We start from the raw sequence: 15952 nt of genomic DNA, 5'->3' as shown, positions 1-15952 counted from the left end.
ACTCGGCCGGGTGCTGCGAGAATGGCCGCATGGCCAAGCTGACCGGACTGCAGATCGCACAGGAAGGGCCGGCGGGGTGGGCGTACCTGCTCGGCAGCCTGCACACCCGCCTCCACACCGGCACGTTCGCGGCCGGGCTCGCGCTCGTCGACGCCATCGGGGCGGTGGCCGAGGAGATGGACCACCATCCCGACCTCGACCTGCGCTACACCCATGTCGACGTGCGGCTGTCCAGCCACGACGCGGGCGGCGTCACCGAGCGCGACGTGCGGCTGGCGCGCGCGGTCTCGACGCTCGCCGCCGACGCCGGGGTGCGCCTCGACCCGGCGTCGGTCTCCGTGCTCGAACTCGGCCTCGACACCCCCGCGCGGGACACGGTCCGGCCGTTCTGGGCGGCGGTGCTGGCGATGTCCGCCGACGACCGGGGCGACCTGCAGGACCCGGCCGGCGCGCTGCCCGGCGTGTGGTTCCAGCCGTCCGGCGACGAGGAGCCCCGCCAGCGCTGGCACCTCGACGTGTGGGTGGAGCCCGCGCAGGTCCAGCCCCGGATCGACGCGGCGCTGGCGGCGGGCGGGCGGCTGGTGCACACCGACGAGGCGCCGCGGTTCTGGGTGCTGGCCGACCCCGAGGGCAACCACGCCTGCCTGTGCACCTGGCAGGAGCGCGACTGAGCCGCGGCGGCGGTCAGCGGGGGCGCCCGTCGGGCAGCCCGGCCCGTGGTCAGCGGGGCCCGTCGGGCAGCCCGGCCCGTGGTCAGCGGGGCCCGTCGGGCAGCCCTGCCCGTGGTCAGCGGGGCCCGTCGGGCAGTCCGGCCCGTGCCTGGGCCAGCAGCTCGCGGGTGCGCGGCAGGCCGGCCAGGCGGGCGGCCAGCGCGTCCAGCGTGACGGCCAGCACCCGGGCCGGCACGCCGCGCGCCGTCAGCACGTGCGCCATCCAGCTGACGAAGGACGTGAACAGGCCGGGGTCGTCCACGTAGGCGGCGGCCTTGAGGTAGTCGACGACGTAGGCGACGTCCTCGGCGGTGTGGCCGGTCGGCTCCTCGCCCTCGGTGACCGGCACGTGCTCGTCCAGCTCCTGCATGACGCCTCTGACCAGCTCGGGGGCCCGGTCGGTGAGCGCCGTGTACTCGGGGCCGGCCAGGTGCGGCGGCCGGCCCGGGCTCAGCCCGGTCGCGGCCCGGCGCGGCGGCCCGGCGTCGAGCAGGTCGGCGGCGGCCCGCGCGTCGGGCGCCCAGGCGTCGGCCCCGAGCAGGCGGGCGTAGCGGCCGTCGGGCCCGAAGGCAGCGCCGCCCACGAGCACGGGCGCGCCCGCCGCCTGGCAGGCGCTGATGGCCGCGTGCGCGGCGGGCAGCCGGGTGGCGATCGACCCGGACAGCGCGACCGCGGCGGGCGCGGTCCTGTGCACGTGCACGACCAGGTGCGCGGTCGGTACGTGCGCCCCCAGGTAGTCCACTTGCCAGCCGCGCAGCCGGAGCACCTCGGCCAGCAGCCGGGCCGGGAAGGTGTGCCACTCGCCGTCCACGCACGCCACGCTCACCCGCCCCCTGGCCGGCCCGGTACGGTGACCGCGCGCGGCCGGCTCGTGGGCCAGCACGGCCAGCACCCGCTCGTGGACGGCGGTCGCCGTGTGCTCCTGGGCCACGGTGAGCCGGTTGGCCGCCCAGTCCAGGCCCACGCGGGCCTGCGCGACGGCGACGACGTCCAGGAGCATGGTCTCCAGGGGCACGCCGGCGTCGAGACCGGCCCGCGCGGCGTCGATCGCGGCGTACTCGTCGCCGGACGTCGCCGCCGTCCGCAGCGCCTCGACGCAGCGCTCGATCTCGTCCCGCGGACCGGAGGCGCTCACGCCGGAAGACCTCCGTCCGGACCGTCGGGGCCGTCGGGGCCGTCGGCGCCGTCGGGGGCCTCGCGCGGCGCGCCGATGGCGACGATGGCGATGTCGTCGCGCTCCCGTTCGCCCGCCCACTGGGAGGCGAGCATCTGGACGCGTTCGGCCAGCGCCGCGGCCGGCATGCCGACGCACTGCCGCAGCTCCTCGCGCAGCCGGTCGTCGCCGAACATCTCGTCGCCCAGCGGGCCGCCCCTGGCCTCGATGACGCCGTCGCTGTAGAGCAGGCACGTCTCGCCGGGGGCCAGGAGCACCGTCTCGGTGACGCTGGTGATCTGGTCGAGCAGGCCGATCAGGGTGCCGCGGGTGCGGGCGTCCTCCACCCGGCCGTCGTTGCGGACGATCATCGGCGGCGGATGGCCGGCGCTGGTCAGCCGCAGCTCCAGCCGGTGGCCGCGGCGCTCGACCCCGGCCAGCACCAGCGTGACGTAACGCGGGCTGGACCCGGCGAGCAGCACCTCGTTGAGCCGTTCCAGCACGCGCTGGTGGTCGTCGGCCAGCGGCAGCAGGGCGCGCAGCGTGTTGCGGATCTTGCCGGTCAGGACGGCGGCCTCCAGCCCCTTGCCGGAGACGTCGCCGAGCACCACCAGGGCCGCCCCGCCCGATCCGGCGACCGGGTGCACGTCGTAGAAGTCCCCGCCGACCAGCGCGCCGTGGCCCGCCGCCCGGTAGCGGGCCGCCACGTCGGCGACGTCGAGGTACGGCGTCATCGGCGGCAGCAGGTCGGCCATCAGCGTCTCGGCGATGGCCCCCTGCTCGGCGTACACGCGGGCGATGGAGATCGCGGTGCCGGCCCGGGCCACGAACAGCCGGGCGAACACCTCTTCCGCCGCGGAGAAGCCCTCCGTGGAGCGCAGCAGGATCAGCGCGCCCGCGGGCAGGCCGTAGCCGGGCAGCGAGATCACCGCCACGGACCGCGTGTCGTCCCGCCCCTCGCCCAGCACCCAGCCGGGCGCCCGCCCGGGGTCCACCCAGCGGGCGGGCACCGGCGGGAAGGCCCGCAGCGCCGCGGCCAGCCCCGGCATGGAGCGCGGATCGATGTCCAGGTTCCGGCGCACGGCCTGTCCGCCGGCCTCGTGGTAGGCGACCTCGAAGCGGCGCGGGCCCAGCGGCACGACGACCCGGGCGGCCTGGGCAAGGTGCTTCACGGCCAGGCGGGCGACCGCCTCCAGGCAGCGGTCGAGGTTGAGCGAGGACAGCAGCTCGGTGGCCGCCGCCACCATGGACGCGGCCGAGTCCCGCTCGGCCCGCAGCACCTCCATGGCCTGCTCCCGCACGCTGACGTCGACCAGCCACCAGGTGACCCGGTCGCGCCCGGCGCGCACGGGATGAGCCTCGAAGACCCGCTCCCCGACCGGCCCCCGCGCGGGCTCGGGCATGCTCCCGGCGGCGGGCGACGCGGCCAGGCGGGCGCACAGGTCGCGGTGGGCGCGGGCCAGCCAGTCCGGCGCGATCCGCCGCGCGTCGCCCAGCAACGACCGGGCGGCGGCGTTCGCCCGCTCGACGGCGCCCGACGCGTCGGCGACCAGCATCGGGTACGGCGTCTCCTCCCCCAGCATGCCGATCGCGCCCCGTTCGTGAACACCTACGAGATTTTCACTCTACTGACGTGACCTGCACGGCTTTCCCGACGCCGAATCGTCTTTGTCGCATTTTTAGCCGCGTGACCTTCGCGGCACGCCCCCGGCCCCCGGCCGCGGACGCGTGTGCCGGAGCGGTGGCCGGGTGGTCTACCGTCTGATCGTGCTCGCCTCACACCATGTCCCCCGCCCGGCCGCGCACGGCGGGGGCACGCCATGAGAAACCTGCGGCTGACGGGCGCCTTCCTGTCCCGGTTCCACCATCCGGCGCAGGTCATCGCGACCGGGTTCGCGGCCCTCATCCTGACCGGCACGGCCCTGCTGACCTCGCCCATGGCCACGGCCACGGGCGAGTCGGCCGGCTGGCTGACCGCGCTGTTCACCGCGACGTCCGCGGCCTGCGTGACCGGCCTGGTCGTGGTGGACACCGCCACCCACTGGTCGGTGGCCGGGGAGGTGGTGATCGCCCTGCTGGCCCAGGTGGGCGGGCTGGGCATCATGACGATGGCGACGCTGTTCACCGTCCTGGTCGCGGGCCGGCTGGGGCTGCGCGCCCGCATGTTCGCCCAGGCCGAGACCAAGACGCTGAGCATGTCCGACGTCCGGCGCGTGGTGCGCAACGTGGTCATCTTCAGCCTGGTCTCCGAGCTGATCGTCGGCGCCGTGCTCACCGTGCGCTTCGTCACGGGCTACGGCGAGCCGCTGGGCCGGGCGATGTACCTGGGCTGGTTCCACGCGGTGTCGGCGTTCAACAACGCCGGGTTCGCGCTGTGGCCGGACAACCTGATGCGCTTCGTCACCGACGCGTGGATCTGCCTCCCGATCGCGATCGCGGTGATCGTGGGCGGGCTGGGCTTCCCGGTGGTGTTCGAGCTGGCCCGCGCCTGGCGCCGGCCCAGCCGCTGGTCGGTGCTCACCCGGGTCACCGTCGGGGTGACGCTCGTCCTGCTCGCGGTGGGGACGCTGGTCTTTCTGGTGACCGAGTGGCGCAACCCCAGGACGCTCGGCGGGCTCGACGACTCCGGCAAGCTGCTGGCCGCGTTCTTCACCGGGGTCATGCCGCGGTCGGGCGGGTTCAACAGCCTCGACATCGGCCAGCTCTACCCGAGCAGCCTGCTCGCCACCGACCTGCTGATGTTCATCGGCGGCGGCAGCGCCGGCACGGCGGGCGGCATCAAGGTCACCACGTTCGGGCTGCTGGCGTTCATCATCTGGGCCGAGCTGCGGGGCGAGCCGCGGGTGAACATCGGCCACCGGCGCCTGGCCGAGTCCGCGCAGCGCCAGGTCATCTCGATCACCATGATCGGCGTCGTGCTGGTCGCCGTCTCCACCTACCTGCTGCTCGCCATCACGCCCCACAGCCTGGACCAGGTGCTGTTCGAGGTGGTCTCGGCGTTCGGCACGAACGGGCTGTCCACCGGCATCACCGCCGACGCCACGCCCGCCGGGCACCTGCTGCTGGCGGCGCTGATGTTCATCGGGCGCATCGGCCCGCTCACGCTGGGTTCCGCGCTCGCCCTGAAGGAGCGCACCCGTCGCTACGAACTACCCGAGGAACGTGTCATCGTTGGCTGACAAGAAGACAGACCCCGTCGTGGTCATCGGCCTGGGCCGGTTCGGCACCTCGCTCGCCCTGGAGCTCACCCGGCGCGGCACCGAGGTCCTGGCCATCGACAACCGGCCGAAGGTCGCCCAGAGCCTGGCCGGGCAGATCACGCACATCGCCACCGCCGACTCCACCGACCTGGAGACGCTGCGCCAGCTCGGCGTGCCCGACTTCTACCGGGCGGTGGTGGCCATCGGCGGCGACCTGGAGGCCAGCATCCTGACCACGTCGCTGCTGATCGAGCTGGAGATCGACGACATCTGGGCCAAGGCCGTCAGCCGCCAGCACGGCCGGATCCTCGGGCGCATCGGCGCTCATCACGTCGTCTTCCCCGAGCACGACATGGGCGAGCGGGTGGCCCACATGGTGACCGGCCGGATGCTGGACTTCATGCAGGTGGACGAGAACTTCGCGATGGCCAAGACCCGGCCGCCCAAGGAGTACATCGGGGTGCCGCTCGGCCGGTCCAACCTGCGCCGCAAGCACGGCGTCACCGTGGTGGCGGTCAAGAGCGCGGAGGAGGAGTTCACCTACGCCGGCTCCGACACCGAGCTGGGGTACGGCGACGTGATCATCGTCTCCGGCCGCACCGAGGACGTCGAACGCTTCGCCGACCTCACCTAGTCCGGCGGTCGTCGGCGGGGCCCAACGAGGCGGGCCGATGTTGGCCGGGGCGACAGGCCCGTCCGCGTCGTGGTTGACGAGGATGGGCGGTCCGTCCGACCGGAGGCAGCCACCATGACACCACGCCGTACCCCGTCCGACCGGGCCCGCGAGGCCGCGATGAGCGCCGACATCGAGCGGCTCGTACGCTGCGAGTCGCCGTCCGGCGACCTGGCCGCGGTCGCCCGCAGCGCCACGGCGGTCGCCGAGCTGGGCGCCGCCCACCTGGGGGCCGCGGCCGAGCGGATCGTCATCGACGGGCGCACCCACCTGCGGTGGCGGTTCGGCGGCGAGCCGCGCGTGCTGCTGCTCGGCCACCACGACACGGTGTGGCCGGTCGGCTCGCTGGAGCGGCACCCGTTCGAGGTGCGCGACGGGGTGCTGCGCGGGCCGGGCTGCTTCGACATGAAGGCCGGGCTGGCGATGGCCTTCCACGCGCTGGCGGCGCTGGAGGACCTGGACGGCGTGACCGTCCTGGTCACCGGCGACGAGGAGCCCGGGTCGCCCACTTCGCGGCGGCTGGTCGAGGACGAGGCGCGCGGCTGCGCGGCGGCGCTGGTCCTGGAGGCCGCCGGTCCCGGCGGGGCGCTCAAGACCGAGCGCAAGGGCGTCTCCCGGTACGAGGTGCTGGTGCGGGGCCGGGCCGCGCACGCCGGGCTGGAGCCCGAACGCGGCGTGAACGCGACGGTCGAGGTGACCCACCAGGTCGCGGCCGTGGCGGCGCTGGCCGATCCCGCGCTGGGCACCACCGTCACCCCGACCCGCCTGGAGTCGGGCACCACGGTCAACACGGTGCCCGCGCGGGCCCGCTTCGACGTGGACGTCCGGGTCAGGGACGCCCGCGAGCAGGACCGGGTGGACGCAGAGATGCGCGGGCTGCGGCCGGTGCTGCCCGGCGCGGGCGTCACGGTCGGCGGCGGGCCGAACCGGCCGCCGCTCCCGGCCTCGGCGTCGAAGGAGCTGTTCGAGCGGGCGTGCCGGCTCGCCGACGCCCTCGGGATCGGGCCGCTGACCTCGGTCGCCGTGGGCGGGGCCTCCGACGGCAACTTCACCGCGGGGACGGGCACCCCCACCCTGGACGGCCTGGGCGCGGTCGGCGGCGGCGCGCACGCCGACGACGAGCACGTGCTGGTCGCGCAGCTGCCGGGCCGCACCCGGCTGCTGACGGCCCTGGTCGCCGACCTGCTGGCCACGACGCGGTGACCGCCGCTCGCAGGGACGCTGTTGTCCGGGCGGACGAACGGGACGCCGCCGCCCGGTGCTCGCCGACCAGCTACGGGACGGAGGCGGCTGCGACCATGACCGGCGTGACCGATCTCATCCGTGACCGTCGCGACTCCCGGCCCGTCGAGGCCGCGTGCGCCGCGGCGCAGGCCGCCGCCGACGACGCGGGCATCGACATCCGCCCCCTGGACAGCGTCGGCGAGCTGGAAGCCGTGCGCCGCCTGTACGAGCACATCTGGCGCACCGGCGAGAACAACCCTCCGGTGACGGCCGACATGTTGCGCGCGTTGTCGAAGGCGGGCAGTTACGTGAGCGGCGCCTTCGACGGCGACCGGATGGTGGGCGCCTGCTTCGGCTTCTTCTCCCCGCCGGCGCGCGCCGCCCTGCACAGTCACATCGCCGGCGTGCTGGCGGGCATGCAGGGCCGCAACGTCGGGTTCGCCATGAAGCTGCACCAGCGGGCCTGGGCGATGCTGCGCGGCGTCGGCGAGATCTGCTGGACCTATGACCCGCTGGTCCGCCGCAACGCCTACTTCAACCTGGCCAAGCTGGGCGCGGACCCGGCCGAGTACCTGCCGGACTTCTACGGCCCCATGGACGACGACATCAACCGCGCCGACGCCACCGACCGCGTCCTGGTCCGCTGGCGGCTGGAGACGCCCGCCGTCGAGGCGGCCTGCGCGGGCCGCCCGGCCGTGGCGGACGCGGCGGCGGCCAGGGCGGCGGGCGCGGCCGTGGCGCTGGAGGCGTCGGCGGCGGGCGGGCCGCTGGTCCGGTACGCCGGCTCGGACACCGTCCTGGTCGGCGTGCCGGGCGACGTCGAGGCGATGCGCGAGAGCGACCCGGCCCGCGCCGCCGACTGGCGCAGGGCGCTGCGGGACGTGCTGGGCGAGCTGCTCGGACAGGGCGGCCGGGTACGCGGCTTCGACCGGACAGGCTGGTACATCGTGGACAGAGTGGACAGACAGGAGATGGAGTGAAGATCACCGGGGTGGAGGTCCGCACGGTCGAGATGCCGCTCGTGACGCCGTTCCGCACGTCGTTCGGCACCGAGACGGTACGGCGGGCGGTGCTGGTGCGGGTCGTCACCGAGGAGGCCGAGGGCTGGGGCGAGTGCGGCGCGGGAACGGCGCCCCTGTACTCCTCGGAGTACACCGACGCCGCCGCCGACGTGCTGGCCCGGTTCCTGGTCCCGGCGCTGGCCGGCGTGGCGGACCTGGACGCGCACAAGGTCGCCCCGGCGCTGTCGGCGTTCAAGGGGCACCGGATGGCCAAGGCCGCGCTGGAGACGGCCGTCCTGGACGCGGACCTGCGCGCCCGCGGCGTCCCACTGGCCCACGCGCTCGGGGCGGTGCGCGACAGCGTGCCGTGCGGGGTGTCGGTGGGCATCACCGGGTCGATCCCCGCCCTGCTCGACGCCGTCGCCGAGTACCTGGACGTGGGCTACCTGCGGATCAAGCTGAAGATCGAGCCCGGCTGGGACGTCGAGCCGGTCCGGGCCGTGCGCGAGCGGTTCGGCGACGTCCCGCTGCAGGTGGACGCCAACACCGCCTACGGGCGCGGCGACGCCCGGCACCTGGCGGAGCTGGACCCGTTCGGCCTGCTGCTGATCGAGCAGCCGTTCGCGCAGGACGACCTGCTCGGGCACGCCCGGCTGGCCGAGCGGATCACGACGCCGATCTGCCTGGACGAGTCGATCGTCTCGGCCCGCGCCGCCGCCGACGCGATCGCGCTCGGGGCCTGCCAGGTGGTCAACATCAAGCCGGGCCGGGTCGGCGGCCATCTGGAGGCGCGGCGCATCCACGACGTGTGCGCCGCGCACGACGTCCCGGTGTGGTGCGGCGGCATGCTGGAGACCGGCGTGGGCCGGGCCGCCAACGTGGCGCTCGCCGCGCTGCCCGGGTTCCTGCTGCCCGGCGACACCTCGGCCTCCGACCGCTACTACCGGACCGACCTGACGCCGCCGTTCCGCCTGCTGGACGGCCATCTCGCCGTGCCGACCGGCCCGGGGATCGGCGTAGCCCCGATCCCGGAGGTGCTGGAGGAGGTCACCGTCGCCAGCACGTGGGTGCCGATGCCGTCCTGAGCCGTTGGTCCGTTCCGACAGATCACCCGGTGGCATTTCGTCGTCCGGGACGAACGACGTGCCACCGGGGCGGCGCTAGCTTCGGAAGCGTGCTTGTCCCCATGACCGGCCTCCCGCGTGCCAGCCTGGGCCGCGTCCTGGAGGAACTCGGAACCACCCTGCTCCAGGTCGTCTGCGGCGACGCCGGGCTCGCCCGCGACATCGGCGGCGTCGTCATCCACGACCCGCTCGACGAGCCCGAGCTGCCCGCCGACGCGCTGGTCCTCGGCGTCGGCCTGCACGACCCGGCCGAGATCGCGCAGGTCGTGACCCGGCTCGGGCGGCACGGCGCCGCCGCGCTGGTCGTCCGGGCGCCCGTCGTCGCCGACGAGGGGCTCGTCGCGGCGGCGGGCCGGGCGGGCGTGGCGGTGCTGGCCTTCGCCCGCGGCGCGTCCTGGACGCACCTGGCCGGCATGCTGCGCGAGCTGACCTCCGACGGCGGCCGGCTCGGCCCCGCCGACGCCCACGCCTCGGGCCGGATCGGGTCCGGCGACCTGTTCGCCGTGGCCAACGCCATAGCCGCGCTGCTGGACGCGCCCGTCACCATCGAGGACCGCCACTCGCGGCTGCTGGCCTTCTCCAGCCGCCAGGAGGACACCGACACCTCCCGCGTGCGGACGATCCTGGGCCGCCAGGTCCCGGAGCAGTACACCCGCATCCTGGAGGAACGCGGCGTCTTCCAGGCGATCTACCGCAGCGACCGGCCCGTCTTCGTGGCGCCCCTGCCCGACCCCGAGGGCCGGCAGCCGCCCGCGCTGCCCCGGGTGGCGATCGCGGTGCGGGCCGGCGACGAGATCCTCGGCACGATCTGGGTCGTCGTCCCCGAGCCGCTGGGCGAGGAGCGCAGCCAGGCGCTCTACGAGGCGTCCAAGCTGGTCGCGATGCACATGGTGTGGCAGCGCGCGGACGCCGACATGGAACGGCGGCTGCGGGCCGAGCTGCTGGGCACCGCGCTGGAGAGCGGGCCAGGCTCCCTGGAGGCCGCCCGCCGCCTGGGGCTGAAGGACGAGCCCGCGGTCGTCCTCGCGCTGACCGTCGTCGGCCCGGCGGGCGAGAGCCCGCTGCCCGCCCAGCTCGCGGCCGAGCGCAAGCGGCTCGCCGACGCCTTCGCCATGCACCTGTCGGCCGTGCATCCGCGGGCCGCCGCCGCGCTGGTCGGCGACGTCGCCTACGGCATCCTGCCGCTGCCGCAGAACCGGCAGGACGCCGACGAGCGCGCGGTCCTGGTGGCCACCGAGTTCCTGGCCCGGGTCGGCTCCCGCTTGCGCCCGCTGGTCGGGGTGGGCCGGCCGGCCGGGGACAACTCGGCCCTGTCCCGCTCGCGTTCCGGCGCCGACCGGGCGCTGCGCGTGCTGCGGTCGGGGTCCGCCGGACGGCAGGTGGCCCGCCTGGACGACGTGCACGTGGACGCGCTGCTGCTGGAGCTGGCCGACCTCGTGCCGCGCGGCGACGTCCCCAGCGGGCCGATCGCCCGGGTCGTCGCCTACGACAGGGAGCACCAGACGAGCCTGGTCGAGACGCTGGACGCCTGGCTCGACGCCTTCGGCGACGTCTCGGTGGCCGCCGCCGCGATGTTCGTGCACCCCAACACGTTCCGCTACCGGCTGCGGCGCGCGGCCGAGGTGGGCGGGATCGACCTCGGCTCCCCGGACGCGCGCCTGTCGGCCATGCTGCAGCTGCGCCTGATGTCGATCAGGTCCGCTCCGGACGACTGAGCGGGCCGCGCAGGCCGAGCGTGCCGATGAGGAAGGCCAGCCATTCGGCGTCCTGGGCGACCGCCACGTCATGGGGGGTGGCCGCGCCGTGCCCGGCGTCGTCGAAGACGTGCAACAGGACGGGCTCGTCCCCCTGCTGGGCCGCCTGGAGGCGGGCGGCGAACTTGCGCGCGTGCCAGGGGCGGCAGCGCGGGTCCGTCGCCCCGGCCTGGAGGTAGACCGCGGGGAAGACGCCGGGGCGCACCAGCTCGTACGGCGACATCCGCAGCAGCCGCCGGACCTCCTCGGGATCGTCCGGGTCGGCCCACGCCTTGCGGATGACGAAGTCGAGGTACGGGTCGCGGGTGCCGCCGATCAGGTCCAGCAGCGGCGCCCGCGGCAGGACGGCCCGCCACAGCTCGGGCCGGGTGGTGACGGCGATCCCGCACATGAGCCCGCCGTCGGAGCCGCCGGTCAGCGCGAGCCGGTCGGCGGCCGTGACGCCTTCGGCGATCAGGTGCTCGGCGACGGCCACCAGGTCGGAGTCGCGGACGTGCCGCCGCTCCCGGTGCGCGGCCCGGTACCAGTCCCCGCCGAACTCGCCGCCCCCGCGCAGGTACGCCTGCACCAGCACGCCCCCGGCGGCGACGAAGGCGGCCAGGTCCGGCTGGTACTGGGGAAGCAGGGGCACGTTGGCCGCGCCGTACGCCGAGATGAGCACCGGCGCCGGCCGCGCCGGGTCCAGACCGGCCGGGCGCACCACGTGGTAGGGCACCGCGACGCCGTCGGCCGCCACCGCCCGCCCCTCCGCCACCTCGGCGTCGAGCGTGACCGCCGGGGCCGACAGGGTGTGCGGCGCGCCCTGGCCGGGCCGGTGCCGGTAGACGCCCCAGGAGCTGGTCAGCGTGGAGAAGGCGAAGACGAAGTCGGCCGCGGGCACGCCGGCGGCCAGGGCGGTCAGGGCGAAGAACGGGGCGGCGAGCGCGCCCCGGCCGGGCAGCGGCATCTCCCCGGCGACGGCGCCCGCGCGGTCGAGGATCCGGACCCGGGCGAACGTGCGGTCGAACTCGCTGAGGTACAGGTGCTCGCCGACCGGGGTGAGCGAGCGCAGCACGGTCTCGCCCTCGGGCACCAGCTCGGCCCATCCGGACGGGTCGTCCGGGTCGGCGGCGTCGAGCGGGATGGCGACCACCCGGCCGCGCGGCGCGCCGACGTCGGTCACCGCCACGTAGCGGTCGCCGACGACGTGGCCGGCGACCGTGCCGGCGCAGCGGGTGACGAAGGGCCGCCACGCGGACCCGGGCACGGACAGGTCGCGGACGGCGCACGGGATCGGGCTGCCCACCCGGTGCGCGGCCACGGCCCAGCGGCCGTCCGGGGAGAACTGGACGAGCGTGTACTCCCGCGAGCCCGCCGGGACCGGGATCGGCTCCACGACGGTCTCCCCCGGCGTCCCGAGGCGGTGGCTGAACACCGCCTGCCGGAACTCCTCCGGCGGGCCGGTGAGCGCGAGGAAGGAGAAGCCGCCGCTGTCGGGCGTCCAGGAGACGCCGCCGGCCCACGCGCTGTGCAGGACGTGGCCGGGGGCGTCGAGCGTGCGGCCGGTGTGCACCTCGACGAGCCGGATGGTGTTGTGCTCGCTGCCGTCGGTGCACACGCCGAGGGCCAGGACGCGGCCGTCCGGGGAGGGCGCGAGCCAGGACAGCACCGCGTCCTGGCTGCCGCCGAACTGCGCCAGGTCGGCCACCGTCCTGCCGGGGCCGTAGGGCTCGTCGGCGACGACCACGGTGGACGCCGTCCCGCCGGGCGGGGTGACCGGGCGGAACCAGCGGCCGGCCGCGTACCTGGGCAGGGCCGGGCGGGACCCGGTGTCGAAGGCCAGGATCAGGTCCCGGACGGCCGCCGGGTCCTGCCCCTCGTAGGCGACGGCGGCGGCCAGCTCGGCCTGCCGCCGCTGCCACCGCCGCACCTCGCGCGTCTCCTCCTCCAGCCACCGGTACGGATCGGGCACGCGGACGCCCGCGACGTCCTGGACGACCTCGACGGTGCGCGCGGGCGGATAGGAAAGGGTCACGACGACTCCGGCGATTCAGGATGGGCAGGACGGGCGGCGGCGAACTCGGCCTGGAGCCGTTCGAACGCGCCGGGGACCCGGCTGACCCGGCGGACGTGGATCAGGGCGTCGTAGGCGGCCGGGAAGTCGTCCACCGGGTCGAGGCCGCCGCTCGCGAGCGTCCCGTCGATCCCGTCGAACAGCTCGCCCGGCGCGCGGCGCAGGTCGACGACGGTCACGGGCGGGCCGAGCCGGTCGAGCGGCGCCTCTACGCAGTTCGGCGGCAGGGTGCGCGCCTCCAGCGAGACGTCGCAGTCGAACGGGCGCGGGGAGCGCTGCGTGAAGCGCACCTCCGGGCCGGAGCCGTAGGTCGTGCCGACGACGACCAGGCCGTCTCCCAGGGACGCGGCGAGCAGGCCGCCCAGCGTCGGCCGTCCGTGGAAGGGCGAGCGCCGGACGTGGGAGTTGTGGGCGCTGACGACGATCCGCTGCTCCCGTTCGAGCACCCATTCCACGGTCTCGGCCATGAACCGGTCCCGGGGGTAGGGCATGCCCATCGGCACGGCCTCCCCCGCCTCGGCCTCGTCGGCGAACGCCTGGAGGGAGGCCGCGCACCGGCGCAGCACCGGGTCCGCCGTCCGCAGCGCGCGCCCGGCCAGCTCGCGCAGCCCCGCGAGCAGGCGGGCCCGGCCGGCCGCGGGCATGGCCGCGTACCGGACCGCCGCCTCGGTACGGCCGCCCAGGTCGCTCAGGATCAGCAGCTCCTCGTCGCCCGGCCCGGCCGGCATGCGGTCCAGGCACGCGCGCACCGCCGGGCCGGGCGAGGTGGACGAGCCGGGCAGGTCCATGCCGTAGAAGGAGACCTGCGCCGGGCCCGCCGAGTTGCGGCGGCGCATCCAGCGCAGTTGCCGCCGCATCGGCTCGCACTCGCCGAACCGGTAGGTGATGCCGTCACGGGCGACCGTCGCGGCCGCGCCGGGCCCGCCGTGGACCCAGGCGTCCACGGCCAGCCCCTCGGCGAACCCGGACTCCATCACGAACGCCGAGAACCCCAGCTCGCGCACGAGGATGCGGAACAGCCGGTCCTTGAGCCGGTAGAACTCGGTGACGTTGTGCGCCCCCTCGCCGACGGCCACCACGCGGGCGTCGCCGACCAGCTCGCGCAGCGTGCGGGCGTCCGCGACGGCGGCGGCGGCCGGGTCGAGGTGGCGCAGCGGCCGGGCGAAGGCGTCGCGCGTCATGCGTGGAAGTACCAGAGCTCGGGCGTGTACAGGTAGCTGAGCAGGGCCCGGAACGACGACTGCGGGCCGGACAGCGTGTCCTTCCACACGACCAGGGTGTGCGGGGTCGGGAAGAACAGCACGGGCAGCTCCTGGGCGATCTTGGTCACCTCGGCCGACAGGGCCCCGGCGTCGGCGCCGAAGGTGGAGGCGTCGATGAGCCGGTCCACCTCGTCGTCGCGGTAGCCGCCCAGGTTGAAGCTGCCCTTGGCGTTGAAGACCGTGTTGCTGCTGGGGTAGCCGGCCGCCAGGTAGAGCGGCCCGTAGTCCTGCATCGCCCACTCGTTCTTGTTCGCGGGCGCGAAGGTGTTGCCGTAGTTGGCGTACATGTAGGTGAGGGACTTGGTGACGATCTTGACCTCGACGCCGAGCTTCTTGGCCGCCGAGGCGAAGGCGACGTCCCGGGCGCCGACGTAGGCGGGGGTGTTCGCGGAGGCCAGGGTGAAGCTGATCTTCTGGCCGCGCGGGATGCCGGCGCCGCACTCGCCCGGCCCGGTGCCGGGCCGCACGCAGGTGGTGGCGCCGTTCGGGACCACCTCCCAGCCGTTGTCGGTGAGCAGCTTGGCCGCCGCCGCCGGGTCGTGCGGGTACGGCGGCGCGTCGCCGAACGCCGGCGGGTACGGCGAGCCGCTGCCCGCGGTGCTGTAGTTGGGCGAGCCGGCGCCGTTGTAGATGCCCCGGCCGGCGATGTAGCCCGGCTGGTCGATCAGGCGCTGGAGGGCCTGCCGCACGTACGGCTGGGCGATGATCTTGTCGAAGCCGTTCACGGTGTTGCCGAAGTTGATGGTCAGCGAGTCGAAGCGGGCGGGCGCGGGCGCGCCGTAGACGTTGAACCCCTTGGCCTTCAGCGCGCCGATCTGCGTGATGAAGCTGGAGTCGAGCGTGCCGACGGTCAGGTTCCCCGCCTTGAACTGGTTGAGCACCGCGGCGGCCGAGGTGAACGCCTTGAAGTCGACCTGGTCGAGCCGTGAGTCGCCGGGCCCGCTGTAGGACTCGTTGGGGGCCAGCGAGAACGAGCCGGTCGTCGGGTCGAAGCTCTTGAGCCGGTACGGGCCGTTGACCACCTGCCACAGCGGGTTGGTGGCGAACGTGGACTGCGACTCCGACTCCTTGGTCAGGTACTTGTAGATCGCCGTGGCGTTCTTCGGCTTGGTGTAGTCGAGGTGCGGGCCGCCCGCGCGGTCGATGTCCCACGCCTTGGACGGCATCACGTACAGCAGCGTCAGCATCGACATCAGGTACGACGGGTTGTACGCCGTCTCCAGTTCGAGGGTCAGCGTGTCGGGCGCGGCGGCCTTGGCGGTGACCCCGTCGGGGAACTGGCCCGGGGTGTAGAAGCTCCAGTTGGCCGGGCTCTCCGCGAGCGCCGCCTTGAGCAGCGTCAGGGAGAAGACGACGTCACCGGCGGTGACCGGGTTGCCGTCGGACCACTTGTAGTCCTTCATCTTGATGGTCACGGTCTTGCGGTCGGCGCTGTAGGCGGGCGGCTCGGCCAGGCTCAGCTCGGCGTCGGCCACCTGGTCGCCCTCGCCGCTGGGCCGGTAGAGGGAGCGCCACATCAGGCCGCGGGCGATGACGGTCCCGTTGGCGGCGGCCGGCGGGTAGGGGTAGATGTAGTTCGGGCTGAGGCCGGGGGTCAGCGCGACGGTGACCGTGCCGCCGTCCTTGGGCTTGCCCGACTGCGCCGGCTGGCTGGCGTACCCCGCGGCGGGGTCCTTCGCGGCGCCCCCGCCGCCGGTGCACGCTGTGGCGAGCACCGCCACCGCGGCGGCGAGCGCCACCGCCAGGCGTGCTCGCTGCTTTCCGGACACGTGCGTCATTGCAGGCTCCCTACATGTGG

Annotated in this window: 12 protein-coding genes; 7 read left to right on the top strand and 5 right to left on the bottom strand. The window is 74.9% G+C overall.

What is annotated here, in order from left to right:
* The first annotated feature begins 29 nt into the window (after positions 1-29).
* Positions 30-671 carry a 4a-hydroxytetrahydrobiopterin dehydratase gene (locus tag AB0J76_RS14440; protein ID WP_352329122.1) on the top strand — a complete coding sequence of 214 codons (642 nt, stop codon included), beginning with the start codon at positions 30-32 and terminating at the stop codon, positions 669-671.
* Positions 672-786: 115 nt separating this feature from the next.
* On the opposite strand, the gene AB0J76_RS14435 is transcribed toward AB0J76_RS14440, so the two are convergent.
* Positions 787-1845 carry a cobalamin-dependent protein gene (locus AB0J76_RS14435; protein WP_364389614.1) on the bottom strand — a complete coding sequence of 353 codons (1059 nt, stop codon included), beginning with the start codon at positions 1843-1845 and terminating at the stop codon, positions 787-789.
* Complete coding sequence (locus AB0J76_RS14430) at positions 1842-3446, bottom strand: PP2C family protein-serine/threonine phosphatase (protein ID WP_364389612.1); 1605 nt, start codon at positions 3444-3446, stop codon at positions 1842-1844. The genes AB0J76_RS14435 and AB0J76_RS14430 overlap by 4 nt, the downstream gene beginning before the upstream one ends.
* 237 nt (positions 3447-3683) lie before the next feature.
* Here AB0J76_RS14430 and AB0J76_RS14425 point away from each other — a divergent pair, with 237 nt between their 5' ends.
* The 6 genes from AB0J76_RS14425 to AB0J76_RS14400 all read left to right on the top strand — a co-directional run bounded on the left by AB0J76_RS14425 (position 3684) and on the right by AB0J76_RS14400 (position 10800).
* A complete protein-coding gene (locus tag AB0J76_RS14425) occupies positions 3684-5042 on the top strand; it encodes a potassium transporter TrkG (protein ID WP_352326305.1) in 1359 nt (452 codons plus the stop codon).
* The gene (locus AB0J76_RS14420) at positions 5035-5697 is read left to right on the top strand and encodes a TrkA family potassium uptake protein (RefSeq protein WP_352326306.1); all 663 of its coding nucleotides are present in this window, start codon (positions 5035-5037) and stop codon (positions 5695-5697) included. The genes AB0J76_RS14425 and AB0J76_RS14420 overlap by 8 nt, the downstream gene beginning before the upstream one ends.
* A gap of 114 nt (positions 5698-5811) precedes the next feature.
* A complete protein-coding gene (locus tag AB0J76_RS14415; RefSeq protein WP_352326307.1) occupies positions 5812-6939 on the top strand; it encodes a M20 family metallopeptidase in 1128 nt (375 codons plus the stop codon).
* Positions 6940-7043: 104 nt separating this feature from the next.
* A complete protein-coding gene (locus tag AB0J76_RS14410; protein ID WP_352326308.1) occupies positions 7044-7940 on the top strand; it encodes a GNAT family N-acetyltransferase in 897 nt (298 codons plus the stop codon).
* Entirely contained in the window at positions 7937-9046 is a 1110-nt protein-coding gene (menC, locus tag AB0J76_RS14405) for an o-succinylbenzoate synthase (RefSeq protein ID WP_352326309.1), read from the top strand. Before AB0J76_RS14410 ends, menC begins: the two co-directional genes overlap by 4 nt.
* Before the next feature lie 89 nt (positions 9047-9135).
* Positions 9136-10800 (top strand): helix-turn-helix domain-containing protein, encoded by a 1665-nt coding sequence (locus AB0J76_RS14400; protein ID WP_352326310.1) that lies wholly within the window; start codon positions 9136-9138, stop codon positions 10798-10800.
* Here the strand turns inward: AB0J76_RS14400 and AB0J76_RS14395 are convergent.
* From AB0J76_RS14395 to AB0J76_RS14385, 3 genes are read right to left on the bottom strand one after another with little or no spacing between them, the layout of a single operon-like run.
* The gene (locus AB0J76_RS14395; RefSeq protein ID WP_352326312.1) at positions 10778-12853 is read right to left on the bottom strand and encodes a prolyl oligopeptidase family serine peptidase; all 2076 of its coding nucleotides are present in this window, start codon (positions 12851-12853) and stop codon (positions 10778-10780) included. The two genes, AB0J76_RS14400 and AB0J76_RS14395, sit on opposite strands and share 23 nt — an antisense overlap.
* Positions 12850-14073, bottom strand: a complete 1224-nt coding sequence (locus AB0J76_RS14390) for an erythromycin esterase family protein (protein WP_352326313.1) — start codon at positions 14071-14073, stop codon at positions 12850-12852. Before AB0J76_RS14390 ends, AB0J76_RS14395 begins: the two co-directional genes overlap by 4 nt.
* Positions 14070-15932 carry an ABC transporter substrate-binding protein gene (locus AB0J76_RS14385; RefSeq protein WP_352326314.1) on the bottom strand — a complete coding sequence of 621 codons (1863 nt, stop codon included), beginning with the start codon at positions 15930-15932 and terminating at the stop codon, positions 14070-14072. Before AB0J76_RS14385 ends, AB0J76_RS14390 begins: the two co-directional genes overlap by 4 nt.
* Between the last annotated feature and the right edge of the window lie 20 nt (positions 15933-15952).

Source organism: Nonomuraea sp. NPDC049624, from assembly GCF_040675255.1.
Lineage (GTDB): Bacteria > Actinomycetota > Actinomycetes > Streptosporangiales > Streptosporangiaceae > Nonomuraea.
This window is presented reverse-complemented; position numbering and strand designations above follow the sequence as displayed.